The organism is Methylovirgula sp. 4M-Z18, assembly GCF_037890675.1.
Classification (GTDB): Bacteria; Pseudomonadota; Alphaproteobacteria; order Rhizobiales; family Beijerinckiaceae; genus 4M-Z18.
Map to the genome: position 1 here is coordinate 3,192,531 of NZ_CP149574.1, position 12,693 is coordinate 3,205,223.

12 protein-coding genes are annotated in these 12,693 nt (G+C 60.8%); 6 read left to right on the plus strand and 6 right to left on the minus strand.

All coding sequences use genetic code 11. From position 1 onward, the window contains the following. Positions 1–8: 8 nt before the first annotated feature. Complete coding sequence (locus tag V9T28_RS14800; RefSeq protein ID WP_116399675.1) at positions 9–2,129, minus strand: hypothetical protein; 2,121 nt, start codon at positions 2,127–2,129, stop codon at positions 9–11. Between the two features lie 159 nt (positions 2,130–2,288). Beyond that, complete coding sequence (locus tag V9T28_RS14805; protein ID WP_281024233.1) at positions 2,289–2,765, minus strand: Lrp/AsnC family transcriptional regulator; 477 nt, start codon at positions 2,763–2,765, stop codon at positions 2,289–2,291. A 138-nt stretch (positions 2,766–2,903) separates the two neighbouring features. Here V9T28_RS14805 and V9T28_RS14810 point away from each other — a divergent pair, with 138 nt between their 5' ends. Continuing rightward, positions 2,904–3,920 carry a mitochondrial fission ELM1 family protein gene (locus V9T28_RS14810; RefSeq protein WP_339071769.1) on the plus strand — a complete coding sequence of 339 codons (1,017 nt, stop codon included), beginning with the start codon at positions 2,904–2,906 and terminating at the stop codon, positions 3,918–3,920. Positions 3,921–4,024: 104 nt separating this feature from the next. Here V9T28_RS14810 and V9T28_RS14815 read toward each other — a convergent pair whose 3' ends face one another. Then, on the minus strand, positions 4,025–4,690 hold the full coding sequence (locus tag V9T28_RS14815; protein ID WP_116399677.1) for a 2OG-Fe(II) oxygenase: 666 nt from the start codon (positions 4,688–4,690) through the stop codon (positions 4,025–4,027). A 289-nt stretch (positions 4,691–4,979) separates the two neighbouring features. On the opposite strand from V9T28_RS14815, the gene trxB reads away from it, so the two are divergent. Together trxB and V9T28_RS14825 are read left to right on the plus strand one after the other, a co-directional pair. Then, positions 4,980–5,942 (plus strand): thioredoxin-disulfide reductase, encoded by a 963-nt coding sequence (gene trxB, locus V9T28_RS14820; protein ID WP_116399678.1) that lies wholly within the window; start codon positions 4,980–4,982, stop codon positions 5,940–5,942. A gap of 94 nt (positions 5,943–6,036) precedes the next feature. Beyond that, positions 6,037–6,927 carry a LysR family transcriptional regulator gene (locus tag V9T28_RS14825; RefSeq protein ID WP_116399679.1) on the plus strand — a complete coding sequence of 297 codons (891 nt, stop codon included), beginning with the start codon at positions 6,037–6,039 and terminating at the stop codon, positions 6,925–6,927. A gap of 280 nt (positions 6,928–7,207) precedes the next feature. On the opposite strand, the gene msrP is transcribed toward V9T28_RS14825, so the two are convergent. From msrP to V9T28_RS14840, 3 genes are all read right to left on the minus strand, one after another. Further along, complete coding sequence (msrP, locus tag V9T28_RS14830; protein WP_116399680.1) at positions 7,208–8,161, minus strand: protein-methionine-sulfoxide reductase catalytic subunit MsrP; 954 nt, start codon at positions 8,159–8,161, stop codon at positions 7,208–7,210. Positions 8,162–8,281: 120 nt separating this feature from the next. Next, the gene (locus V9T28_RS14835; protein ID WP_116399681.1) at positions 8,282–10,357 is read right to left on the minus strand and encodes an elongation factor G; all 2,076 of its coding nucleotides are present in this window, start codon (positions 10,355–10,357) and stop codon (positions 8,282–8,284) included. 248 nt (positions 10,358–10,605) lie between these two features. Next, positions 10,606–11,052: a MarR family winged helix-turn-helix transcriptional regulator gene (locus V9T28_RS14840; RefSeq protein WP_116399682.1), complete on the minus strand. Its 447-nt coding sequence runs from the start codon at positions 11,050–11,052 to the stop codon at positions 10,606–10,608. A 76-nt stretch (positions 11,053–11,128) separates the two neighbouring features. Here V9T28_RS14840 and V9T28_RS14845 point away from each other — a divergent pair, with 76 nt between their 5' ends. The 3 genes from V9T28_RS14845 to V9T28_RS14855 all read left to right on the plus strand — a co-directional run bounded on the left by V9T28_RS14845 (position 11,129) and on the right by V9T28_RS14855 (position 12,688). Further along, positions 11,129–11,494: a hypothetical protein gene (locus V9T28_RS14845; protein WP_116399683.1), complete on the plus strand. Its 366-nt coding sequence runs from the start codon at positions 11,129–11,131 to the stop codon at positions 11,492–11,494. Positions 11,495–11,578: 84 nt separating this feature from the next. Continuing rightward, positions 11,579–12,196, plus strand: a complete 618-nt coding sequence (locus tag V9T28_RS14850) for a glutathione S-transferase family protein (protein WP_116399684.1) — start codon at positions 11,579–11,581, stop codon at positions 12,194–12,196. A 15-nt stretch (positions 12,197–12,211) separates the two neighbouring features. Beyond that, complete coding sequence (locus V9T28_RS14855; RefSeq protein WP_116399685.1) at positions 12,212–12,688, plus strand: hypothetical protein; 477 nt, start codon at positions 12,212–12,214, stop codon at positions 12,686–12,688. The last annotated feature ends 5 nt before the right edge of the window (positions 12,689–12,693 follow it).

Consider the following 12,693-nt stretch of genomic DNA (forward strand, 5'->3'; position numbering starts at 1 on the left):
CGCTGTTACTAGCCCTTGTAATGATACCATTGCGACATTTGCGGGAGTTGCTCAGCATCCGTCGCATTGATTGAACTGAGCGGGCTATCGCCGTTTTGCGCGCCAAGATAACGGCCGACCGAGGAACCATCGCCGTTCGTCCCAAACGTTCCCCCCTGCTGTGTCGCGGCAAACGACGCCCAGCTGTCGAGGCTCGACACATCGTCGCCCTGCGATTTTTTGTCCGCAACGAAAGTGACGCCATGCGGCGAGCCGAAGGTGAAGCCCGGCGCATTGTCCTGCGAGACGAGCGGCGTGAACGCCCCTGTCGTCTTGTCGACTTGACCGAAAGCGTTCAGGCTGCCGACCGAAGCATAATAATCGTTCGGGTTGAGGCCCGTCGCGTGAACGGCCAAAACGCGACCGTCTTTGCTATCTGAAATGTAGAACGTGCCGGACGTCGCCGTCGGCACGATGACATCGTCAAGCCCGGCATTGCCGACGGACGCGGCGGGAATGCCCTGGATCGGCGTGAAGTCCACGGTCTGTTTTGCGGTGCCAGGGTTTTTCACGTCGATGATCGTGCCATCGGCATTGCTCGAGAAGATCAGGTCGCCATTGCTCGCAAGCTTCAGCGAATCCGGATCGCTCTGCGGAATAACCTCGGTTTGGTCGGTGACGGTGTCATAGCCCGTCGCGCCGTCGAGCAAAACGGGCGTGGTCTGGAGCAAAGAGCCGGGCGTCGGATTCGGGCCGTTGAGCAGCTTGACGATCGTCGCGTCGCCATTGCCCGTCGGGTTCGTATAGCTCAGGAACACTTGATCGCCCTTGAACACCACGTCGTCATAGCCGCGCGTCGCCGACGTGTCGGCATAGTTGAAATGCGCGGTGACGGTCTGCGTCTTGGGATCGATCAAGGAGAGCGACGAGTCGCCGTCCTGGTTTTGCAGGGCCCAGACGAGCCCGGTTTCGGGATTGTATTTCAGGCCATCGACCGAGCCGCTGATCGAGTAGGCGTGAACGAAATTTCCCTTGTCGTCATATTGAACGATAGTGCTGTCGCCCGGAATGACCCCGGTTGAATCGACCCCGTTGCCATATTCCACGAACATATATTTGCCGGCCTGGGTGATGGAATCGAGGCCGCTCACGCCGCTCGGCGCGTCACCGAACGTCTTGATCGAATCGACTTGCGGCGCAGACGCCGCATGTTTGTCGGGAATGAACGTGACGCCATGCGGCGAGCTGAAGTCCATGCCCGGCGCATTGGTAGCTGACAGGAGCGGCGTGAAAGCGCCGGTCGTCGGATCGACTTGGCCGAACGCCTTCAGGCTCCCGACCGAAGCATAATAATCGTTGGGATTGAGGCCCGTGGCGTGGAACGAATAGACCTTGCCGGTGGCGGTGTCGGTCAAGACGAATGTCCCGGCGGTTGCGCTCGGCTTGATGACATCGTCGAGACCAGCATTGCCGGCGGTCACGCCCTGAATCGGGGTGAACGAAACAGCCTGATTGGCTGTGCCGGGATTTTGGATGTCGATGATCGTGCCGTCGGCGCCGCTCGACATGATGAGATCGCCATTGGGCGCCTGCTTCAACGAGTCCGGATCGCTTTGCGGCACCGTTTCGATCTTGCCGGTGACGGTATCGAGACCGGTGGCGCCATCGGTGAGAATCGACGTGGTGAGGAGCGTACCGCTCGGATTGTCGCCGTTGAGAAGTTCGACCAGCGTCGGATCGCCGGGATTGACCGGGTTGGTGTAGCTCAAGAAAACCTGATTGCCCGCGAAGACGACATCGTCATAGCCGCGGGACGCGGACGGATTGGCGAAGCTCAGCGGCGCCGAGACCTTATGGGTCTTAGGATTGATCAACGTGATCGTCGAATTGCCGTCCTGGTTCTGCAGCGCCCAGATCTCGCCCGTGTAGGGATTATATTTCAGGCCATCCACGGAGCCGGCGATCGAATAGGAATATTCGACTTGTCCGGTCTTATCATATTGGACGATCGTGCTCGATCCGCCCGCGCCCGTCGAGTCGGCGCCGTTGCCATATTCTACAAAGTAGGAGCCGTCCGCCGTCGTCACCGAATCCGGTGCGCTGACACCCGTCGGCGTCGTAAATGTTCTGATATCGTTGATCGCAACCATCTCGATCCTCCATCAATACGGGCAATTGCGTGGACAATATGTGGCTGCGGCGGTGACGTCGGTGTGACGGCACTTTGTGCGCACGGCGCACGAGAGCGGGGCGCGGCACTCAGATGCCGGCGCAAAAAACCATGAAATCCTCGCTAACGCCCTATCGTTTCAGGGCAAATCCCCTCGCCCCGCGGTATCGATCGCTGCCAAAGGCTCGTCCTTGATCTTGGTCAGCGCCAGCGATGTGCGCACATTGCGCACGTTCGGCACGGCAGTGAGTTCACCGACGAAGGCCTGGAAGGCCGCCATATCCGGGCTGATACATTTCAGGATAAAATCGATATCGCCCGACAGGGTCCAGGATTCGCGCACATTCTTCCAGGATTTGATCCTGGCGGCGAAAGCGGCGAGTTCCGGCTCCGATTGGATCTCCAGATGCACGAAGGCAAAGGAAACGATGCCGTAGCCAACCGATTTTGCGTCGACTAGGGCGCGGTAGCCCTGGATGACCCCAGCCTCTTCGAGCGCCCTCACCCGGCGCAGGCAGGGCGGCGGCGAAATGCCGACCCGGCGCGCCAGATCCACATTGGTCATGCGCCCGTCCGATTGCAGCGCGTCGAGGATCATCAGGTCGACGGAGTCCAATTTTGGGCTGCTGGCGGGCGAAGGAAAAGTGGCGTCGGGCAAAGTATCGCTCAAGGGTTGGCGCAAACCGTCGAAAGGTTTAAAGGGGCTAACTCTCGCATTCAACGGGGCGACTCTTTCTTTAAGGCCATGGATCAATTGTCACAACCGCTTAAGCCCGCCGCTTCCCTCGTCCCGCAAGGAACCACAGCCTGGATTTTGACTGATGGTAAGATCGGCGACGAAGTGCATTGTTTCGGCATTGCCGAAACGCTCGGGCTCGAACCGGTCCGCAAATTGATCCACCGCTCGATTTTCTCGCCGCTGGCCCCCTGGGGGCCGATCGACCCGCGCCACCGCACGGCTAAGGTCAATGGCCTGCTCGCCCCGCCCTTCCCCGACATTGCCATCGCCTCGGGCCGCCGCACGGTGCCTTATTTGCGCTATGTGCGCGAAAAGTCGGAAGGCAAGACCTTCACGATTTTCCTGAAAGATCCGCGCACCGGGCCGGAGACCGCCGATTTCATCTGGGCGCCGGAACACGACAAGGTGCGCGGCGAAAACGTGCTGGTGACCCTCACCTCGCCGCACCGCCTGACGCCGGAGCGCCTTGCTGCAGCCCGCGCCGTTCAGGACAAGCGCATTGCGCATCTGCCCACACCGCGCGTCGGTCTCGTCATCGGCGGCATGAGCCGGCATCATTCGCTGCAAGAGCAAGACGTCGCCCGGATCTGCGCGGTCGCCTTGGCCGCGATCGAAAACGGACAAGGCGTGATGGTCACGCCCTCGCGCCGCACGCCAAAATCCGCGGTCAAGGCCATCGCCGCCAATTTGCAGGCGGCCGATCCCGAGGGCGCATTCAGTTTCGTATGGACCGGAGAAGGCGAAAACCCCTATCTCGCGATCATGGCCAATGCCGATTACATCCTCGTCACCGCCGATAGCGTCAACATGATCGGCGAAGCGGCAACCACCACGGCCAGCCTCTATGTCTACGAACCGAGCGGCGGCTACAAAAAGATCAATTATTATCTGCGCCGCCTGACGGATGAAGGCTTGATCCGCCGGCTTGAAGGGAACGTGATGGAGCCCTATGCGCGCCGCTCCGTCGATACGACGCAGGAAATCGCCGACGCGATCGCGAAGCGCTATGCGGCGTGGAAGAGCGGGAAGTAGGAGGAACACGGGAATAGCGACCGGAACGGTCGCGGTCCCAGGTCGGGCCAGGCGTTAAAGGACCGCGACCGTCCCGGTCGCATGAGGCCACGGTCCATTCAAACTTATCCCACGCGCACAGGAGCTTCCGGGAACGACAGCTGTTCGCGCGCCTTCCATTCATGGGTAACGTAATTCAGGATCACCGATTTGCGCACGCCGTTGATCGCGCGCTTTTCGAAGCCGTGCCACGTGTTGTCCGACGGCACGAAGATCATGGCGTTGCCGGGCACGAAGGGCGCGCGGCCGAAATGCTGTTCCTTGCTCACATACATGTCGGTGCCAAGGTCCTCGTGCCCCGCTTCGTCCGACAGATAGAGCAGGCAGGTGAATTTCTTGACGCCGAGATCCGTGTGCGGCTCGAGCCAGAAGCCGTCGATGTCCATCGCATATTCGAGCCGCAGGAACGTGTCGTCGATCGGCGCCTCGAACCGCTCGGCGATGTAATTCACGATGCTCTGGTCCTGGAACGCGTCGGCGACCGCGCGCATCACCGGATATTTCGCCATGTTGGCGACGTCGAAATAGGAGCGCGTGTTGTTGTGCAATTCGCGCCGGCCGGAAACACCTTCGAGCCCCGGCGCCTTGAACGGCAGCGTGTTCAGTTCCGTGATGACATCGGCCGGCAGCGCCCTGGAGATCGTATAATGGCGGTAAGGCACCTCGAAAGCCGCGCGCGCGTCGAGGGATTGGCGGAACGTCTTCACGACATCTTGAGCAGAAGCAGTCATCTAGGGTCGCACCTCATTGCACTGTTTTTCAGCGGATTTCTCAGGAATTGGTTGCATATGACACGAGCCACCCGTCCGGCACAATCATTTTGTCCCGTTTAGAAGGAGTCTGAGCTGGGCGGCGATCCACAAGCGAATCAGTCATTTTTCTACACAAACCTTGTCGAACCGCGTTACAGTTATTATAAATTTGCATAGCTTTGCCGTTGGCCCATTCTGATTCAATCCCAACGGCCTTTTTATGTACCCGACAAATTTGGAGCTTTTTGTGTCCATCGCACAAACTGACATGAGCTTACATGCTAGGATGATCATCATCGGCTCTGGCCCGGCCGGCTATACAGCGGCGATCTACGCGGCGCGCGCCATGCTGGAGCCGGTCATGATCGCCGGCTTCGAGCCGGGCGGCCAATTGATGATCACCACGGATGTGGAGAATTATCCGGGCTTTGCGAGCGCCATCCAGGGCCCCTGGCTGATGGAGCAGATGAAGGCCCAGGCCGAGCATGTCGGCACCAAAATGGTCTCGGACCATATCACCGCCGTCGACCTGTCGCGCCGGCCGTTCCATCTCGTCGGCGACAGCGGCAAGACCTATACGTGCGACACGCTCGTGATCGCCACCGGCGCCAAGGCCAAATGGCTGGGACTGCCGAGCGAAGAGACGTTCAAGGGCTACGGCGTGTCGGCCTGCGCCACCTGCGACGGCTTCTTCTATCGCGGCAAGGATGTGGTCGTCGTCGGCGGCGGCAATTCGGCCGTCGAAGAAGCTTTGTATCTGTCGCATCTCGCCCGCAAGGTGACGGTCGTGCATCGCCGCGACGGTTTCCGGGCCGAGCGGATCCTGCAGGAGCGGCTGTTCAAGACGCCGAATGTCAACGTCATCTGGGATAGCGCCGTCGAGGAAATCTGCGGCGGCGGCACGCCGGCCGGCGTAACCCATGTGCGCTTGAAGAATGTGAAGACCGGCCAGGTCTCCGAGGTGAAGACCGACGGCGTGTTCGTCGCCATCGGCCACCAGCCGGCGGCGGACCTGTTCGCCGGACAAATCGAGATGAAGCCGAACGGCTATATTCGTACCGCCCCCGATTCCACGGCCACCAATGTGCCTGGAGTTTTTGCGGCCGGCGATGTGACGGACGATATCTACCGCCAAGCAGTGACTGCTGCCGGCATGGGCTGTATGGCCGCGCTCGAAGCCGAGCGCTGGCTCTCCACCCAGCTTTTGAGTCAAGCGGCTGCAGCGGAGTAGAGCGAAGGGGAACGTGAGCGGATCGTCAAGCGGGGAGCTATTGCGCCCGCGCCTGATCACGGCAACACGGACGATCCGGTAAAGGAGGTCTGAGGTGGACTGGGACAAATTGCGGGTTTTTCAGGCCGCGGCCGATGCGGGCTCGTTTACGCACGCCGGTGAGGCGCTTGGCCTGAGCCAGTCAGCAGTCAGCCGCCAGGTCGGCGCTCTGGAGCACGATCTCGACGTACCGCTGTTTCACCGCCACGCCCGCGGCCTGATTTTGACGGAACAGGGCGAATTGCTGTTCCGCACGGTCAAGGACGTCATGCTGAAGCTCGAGGCGGCGCGCACGCGTCTCAGCGACTCGCGCGAGAAGCCGCATGGCGAATTGCGGGTGACGACGACGACCGGCATCGGCGCCAATTGGCTCACGCCGCGCCTCGGCGAGTTCCTGGAGCTCTATCCGGAAATCAAGCTGCAAGTCATTCTGACCGATGACGAGCTCGATCTTGGCATGCGCGAGGCGGATGTCGCCTTGCGGCTGCGCCAGCCGGTGCAGCCTGATCTCATCCAGCGCCGCCTGTTCACCATGCATTTCCATGCCTTCGCCTCGCCCGAATATTTGAAGCGGCACGGGCATCCGCGCACCCTCGAAGACCTCGATCACCACCGGATCATCGCGTTTGGATCGAGCGGGTCGAGCTATCTCAACAATATCAACTCGCTCCCCATCGCCGGCCGAGATGCGAAGAATCCGCGTCCCACCAGCGTGACGGTCAACAATATCAACGCGATCCTCAATTCGGTGAAAAGCGGCGTCGGCGTCGCCGTTCTGCCGGACTATCTCGCCGAAATTGAAACCGGTTTGGTGCGCGTGTTGCCCCAGGCCGAAATGCCTGAGCTCGACTGTTATCTCGTCTATCCGGAAGAGATGAAGAATGTCGCGCGTGTCCAGGTTTTCCGGGACTTTTTGGTCACCAATGCGCAGCGTTGGCACTATTAGTCTTGGACTAAGATGCTGGAAACGTTCGTCCTTTACGCATCACCCCAAGCATGGCTCCCATGCGAAGTCTTGGGTTGTCGCATGGGCACTTTGCCGTCAAAGTAGGCCCTGGTTGATGAAGGAGTTGGCGTCCTTGCCCCCCAAGGCCGCCACGTTTCTCACCGTTCCCCTCAGAACCCTAGAAGGGTTTGGCCGGACCTTGTGTCCGGCCTCTTTTTTGAAAACAAAGCGCTTTGAGCGGACTGCGACATGGAAGGCTTCGGTCCTTTCGCCCCTTACCTCACATATACAGAGGCTGGCCTTCCAAGCCCTTGTAGAGGTCGGCCACGTAATCCCCGTAGCCGTTGAACAGAAGCGTCGGCACGCGCTGGCCAGTCCCCAAAACCTCTTCGGTCGCCTGGCTCCAGCGCGGATGCGGCACTTTCGGGTTCACATTGGCCCAGAAGCCATATTCGGACGATTGCAGCGTCTCCCAATAACTCACTGGCCGCTCGTCGGTAAAAGTGATCTTGACGATCGACTTGATTGACTTGAACCCGTATTTCCACGGGGTCGCGAGCCGCAACGGCGCGCCATGCGGCTTCGGCAACGGCTTGCCATAGGCGCCGGTCACCATGAAGGTGAGATCGTTCATCGCCTCGGCCATGGTGAGGCCTTCGACATAGGGCCAGGGATACCAGGTCTGGCGCTGGGTCGGCGCCATTTTCGCATCTAGGAAAGTTTCGAAGCGGACATATTTCGCCGAGGAGAGCGGTTTGGCCTTGGCGATGAGCGCGCTCAGCGGAAAGCCCGTCCATGGCACCGCCATGCCCCAGGCCTCGACGCAGCGGTGGCGGTACAGACGCTCCTCGAGCGGCATAGCCTTGATGAGATCGTCGATGCCATAGGTCTTCTTGTCCTCGACCATCCCGTCGACGGCGACCGTCCAAGGCCGCGTCTTCAGACTGTCGACGGTGCGATAGATGTCCTTGGTGAAGCCGAATTCATAGAAATTGTTGTATTTGCCGTTCACGTCCTCGGGCGTGATGTCGCGGTCGAGCTTGTAGGTCTCGTTGCGTTTGGCCGGATAGAGCGAGGCAGTCGGATCGGCATCGGCCGCAGCCCATTGCGGCCAGACCGCCGCGCCCGCCAGCGCCGCGGCACCCGAAAGCACGGCGCGGCGGTTGAGAAAGAGCGCCTCCGGCGTTGCAAGATGCTCAGGGATTTCCCAGCCCTTCCGGCGCTTGATCAACATGACATTCTCCTCAAATCTATAAGCGCGAATGTAGTTGAGAAACGCCGCTCAAGCCAAATCACGAGGCTGCGAGGCACGCGCGATCAATAAGGATCACGGCAACCTCGCAGATCGGCTCCCCTACCCTGCTCGCTCGTGCGCGCGCTGCGCCACCACATGCTCGGCCGGTTTGCCGGAAAGCTCGGCCATATGGTTGAACTTCGCGGCATAGGTGCCGACGCCCGCGGTCGCGGAGCGCAGTTCTAGGATCAGGTCGCCGATTTCCGCTTCGGGGATCAGCGCCTTCAACGTGTCCCATCCCGGCCAGCCCTCACGCGGATCATAGCCCAGAATCTGGCCGCGCCGCGCCGACACCATGCCCGTCGCCCGCGACAGCGCGTCCGTGGGCACGTGCACGTCGACCGACAGAATCGGCTCGAGCAGCACGGGCCGCGCTTTCGCCAGCGCTTCCGTCACGGCGAGCTTTGCCGCGGCGCGGAATGCCATGTCGGAGGAATCGACCGTGTGATACGAGCCGTCCGTGAGCGTCACGGCCACATCCACCACCGGAAAACCCAAAGGCCCGCGTGCCATGCCGTCGCGGCAGCCAATCTCGACGGACGCAAAATATTGTTTCGGCACCGTACCGCCGTGCACCGTCTCGGAAAAGGCAAAGCCTTCGCCGCGTGCCTGCGGCCGCACGTCGATCAGCACATCGCCATATTGGCCGTGGCCGCCGGATTGCTTCTTGTGCCGGCCGCGGGTCGAGACCGCATCGCGGATCGTCTCCCGGTAGGACATCGAGCGCTTCCTCGCGCCGACATTGACATTGTAGCGCGCGCTCAACCGCTCCAGCGCCACGCGCAAATGCATTTCGCCTTGACCGAGCAGGCGCAACTCGCTCGCCTCAGCATCCTGCTGGAAGACCAGCGCAGGATCCTCCTCGATCAATTTGCCAAGGGCGGCGGCGACGCGCACCTCGTCCTTGCGATCCTTGACCACCAGCGCGAAGCCGTGGATGGGTTCGGGCGTGGGCTGCATGGCAAGCGGCTCGGGGGCCTCCGCGTTGGTCTTCGCCTCCGTGAAGGTCTGTCCCGTCAACGCGTGTTCGAGCCGGCCGAAGGCAAGCGTATCGCCCTCTTCGGCGCTGCCGACTTTCGCGAGCGAACCGCCGGTGAGCCGCGACAGGCCCGAAATGCGGTCCTCCTCGCCGTGCGAGTTCAGAACGCTGGCACCATCGGCAAAGGAACCGCGCAGCACGCGCGCAAACGACAACTTGCCGCCATGTGCCGTATGCATCGTGCGCAACACATGAGCGAGCGGCGGACCTTCTGCCGCAAGGTTCAAACGCTCGCGCGTCTCGGCGACGCCCGGGCTTTCATGCCGCAGCGCTTTCAAGAGCCGCGTGACGCCATTGCCGCGCTCCGCGGCACCCATCAGGATCGGCACGATCTGTCCGCCGCGCACATCCTTGGTGAGATCGTCGAAGACCTGATCACGCGGCGGCTCGATGTCGGAAATCAATTCCTCCATCAGCGTGTCATCATAATCGGCGAGACGCTCCAACATCGAATAGCGCGCTTCCTTCTCGCGCGGCAATTCGCCTTCCGGTAAGTCGACGACGGTCGAGGGCGCATGCTCGCGATAGATGAAGGCACGCTCCAAAGCGAGATCGATGAAGCCGGTCGAAATGCCGTTCTGCCAGATCGGAATTTGCCGCAGCAGCAGAGGCGCGCGCGAGGCCGGCTGCAGAAGTTTCAGCGACTCGCGAATGCTCGACGTTGCCAGATCGATTTTGTTGAGGAACAGGAGGCGCGGAATGTTCTGCTCTTCCAACTCGCGCAAGATCACCTGCAGCAGAGGCACTTTCTTCTCGTCGAGTTCGCACACGACGATCGCCAGATCGCACGCTGCGAGAGTCGCGCGCATGTCGTTCAGGAATTCGATCGAGCCGGGACAATCGACGAATGTATAGCGGTCGCCCATGTAATCGACGCAAGCGATATTGGGCTCGACACTCATCTGATGGGCGCGCGCTTCGGGCGTCGCATCGCCCAGGCTCGTGCCGTCCGAAACTTTTCCCTGCCGCTGCAGGGCACCGCCCCGCGCCAGCAAGCTTTCGAGCAGGGTGGTCTTACCGCTCTGATAGGGGCCGACGATCGCGATCAATCGCGGCCCCGCCGCTCTGCCTAGGGGTGTTTTAGCCGTTTCGTTCATGGCGCTCTCCCAAGGTTGTACCGGGGCACCAATGGGACCGGCCCCGCCGGAGCGCCCAGTTATATTTTGGTCATAATCGTCTCAGCCTCGGAGGAAAAGCGCAAGGGAAAGATGCGGGCGGGCATCGAGTGGCGGAAAGCTCGGATTTTCGGCAATAGGCCCCGCGCGCCGATGCACACACGATCACGCCGCTTATACACACGAAAAATTGTTTGAGACGCCTCCCTGCTTTGCCCAATCGGCGCGCATCAAGACAGCGCCCGCAATTGTGCGCGCAGCTTATCTACATCGCCTGGCGCAAACGGCTTCTCGATCTCCTCATGCGTGCGCTGCCATATGGGGAAGGCCTTGGCGAGCAGGCGATGCCCGGCGGGCGTCAGGCTGAGCCGGCGGCTGCGCTTGTCACTCAGATCCTGGGCGATTTTGACGAGACCGCGCCGCTCCAGCGGTTTGAGCGCTGCCGTCAGCGTGGTGCGATCCATGGCGAGCAGCGACGACACATCCTTCATCGCCGCCGGCTGCGGCCGATTGAGCGACATGAGCAGCGAAAATTGCCCATTCGTCAGATCCAGCGGGCGCAAAACTTCATCGAAGATGCGTGCGAGACTCCGCGCCGCCCGCTGCATGTGCAGACACAAGCAGCAATCGCGCACCATCAAGGTTGTTTCAAAAGGAAGCGACTCAGCGGTTGACATGACGTAATTATGTTGATATCAACCTAAATTGTCAAGGAGGCAAATCCCCTTTGCCTCGCTTATGACAGGAGGATTCATGAGCACGCAGAACTTGTTCCTGGCCGTTTTCCTCGGCGACAAAACTGGCGCACGCAGACGGGCGTGGGACGCGCTTCCCGAACAAGAGCAGCAGGCGAAAATGCAGGCAGGCATGGCGGCGTGGAAAGCCTGGGTCGAGAAGCACCAATCGCGGATCGTCGAAATGGGTGGGCCGCTCGGCAAGACCAAAGCCATCGGCGACCATGGCATTCAGGACATCGCCAATGCGATGACGGCCTTCACCGTCGTGCGCGCCGCGTCGCATGAAGAGGCGGCACAATTATTCGACGGCCACCCGCACTACACGATTTTCCCCGGCGAAACGATTGAGGTGATGCCGGTGTTGCCGATCCCCGGCGCTTAGTCCGCATCAGAATGCGGGCGGCACGGCACTTGCCGCAACCGCCGCCCGTTCGCGGAACATTTTCTCGATCTTGGGAGATCAACGATGAAACTTTACGGATTCGCCGCGACCCGTACGCTACGCGCGCTTTGGGGCCTCAAGGAACTCGATCTGGATTTCGAATTTATCCCCGTCAACCTGCTGAAGGGCGAGCACAAACTGCCCGATTTCTTGAGTATCAATCCGGCCGGAAAGGTCCCCGTTCTGATTGACGGCGATCGCATCATTCCCGAATCGGCGGCAATCGTTCTCTATCTGGCTGACAAATATCCGGACAAAGGCCTATTGCCCACCGACCTCGAGGAACGCGGGCAAGCCTATCGCTGGATCATGTTTGCGGTCACTGAATTGGAACAGCCACTCTGGCGGATAACCAGGCACAGCTTCCTCTACCCGGAAGACAAGCGGCTCCCAGCCGACATGGCTTTGGCACGCGAGGAATTTGCCGACATGGCGGCGATCCTGGACAAGCATCTGGAAGGGCGCCAATTCATCGTCGGCGACAAGATCACGGTAGCCGATTGCGTGACGGCCTGGCTCATCGATTGGGCCAACGAGTTCCGCCTGATCGACAACTTTCCGCAACTGCGCGCCTATCTGGAACGCATGTACGCACGGCCCAATGCACCGCAACGGATCGCCGAGGCGCGCGCGGCTGCGTAGCGGGAGGCGGATGCGATGTTCCGCGTGACGGCCGACAGTCTGGAAACCTATCTCGACTTCGATCCCGCGCGGAAATCCGACCTGCTGCAGTTCGACGCGCTCATCAAGAAGGCGGCGCCGCAACTCAAGCGCTACTTTCACCAAGGCACGCCGGCCGGCGAAGCCGGCATGCGCATGAACATGATCGGCTACGGCCGGTTTCGCTATGCGATCAAATCCGGCAAATCGACCGACTGGCCTGTGATCGGCATCGCTTTGCAGAAGAACTACATCAGCGCTTATTTTTCCATCACGATCGACGGTTCGCCGATCGTCGGTGCCTATGCGGGGAGGCTCGGAGAAACGCGATCCGGCCGCAATAATTTCAGCTTTGTCGCGTTCGTGGATCTCGACGCGGAGGCCTTGTCAGCCCTCCTCTCCGAGACCGAGCGTATCTATGTAAGCGATCCGGAGAATCCGCGCCGCTACCGCGAAGGTTCGCGCAACGACTGAGCTCA

Excerpts from the sequence above, each read along its gene's own strand:
- msrP (WP_116399680.1), bottom strand. The coding sequence starts at position 8,161 with ATGTTGATCAAGCGCCGGAAGGGCTGGGAAATCCCTGAGCATCTTGCA.
- V9T28_RS14855 (WP_116399685.1), top strand. The coding sequence starts at position 12,212 with ATGTTCCGCGTGACGGCCGACAGTCTGGAAACCTATCTCGACTTCGAT.
- V9T28_RS14840 (WP_116399682.1), bottom strand. The coding sequence starts at position 11,052 with ATGTCAACCGCTGAGTCGCTTCCTTTTGAAACAACCTTGATGGTGCGC.
- V9T28_RS14850 (WP_116399684.1), top strand. The coding sequence starts at position 11,579 with ATGAAACTTTACGGATTCGCCGCGACCCGTACGCTACGCGCGCTTTGG.
- V9T28_RS14835 (WP_116399681.1), bottom strand. The coding sequence starts at position 10,357 with ATGAACGAAACGGCTAAAACACCCCTAGGCAGAGCGGCGGGGCCGCGA.
- V9T28_RS14815 (WP_116399677.1), bottom strand. The coding sequence starts at position 4,690 with ATGACTGCTTCTGCTCAAGATGTCGTGAAGACGTTCCGCCAATCCCTC.
- V9T28_RS14800 (WP_116399675.1), bottom strand. The coding sequence starts at position 2,129 with ATGGTTGCGATCAACGATATCAGAACATTTACGACGCCGACGGGTGTC.
- V9T28_RS14845 (WP_116399683.1), top strand. The coding sequence starts at position 11,129 with ATGAGCACGCAGAACTTGTTCCTGGCCGTTTTCCTCGGCGACAAAACT.
- trxB (WP_116399678.1), top strand. The coding sequence starts at position 4,980 with ATGAGCTTACATGCTAGGATGATCATCATCGGCTCTGGCCCGGCCGGC.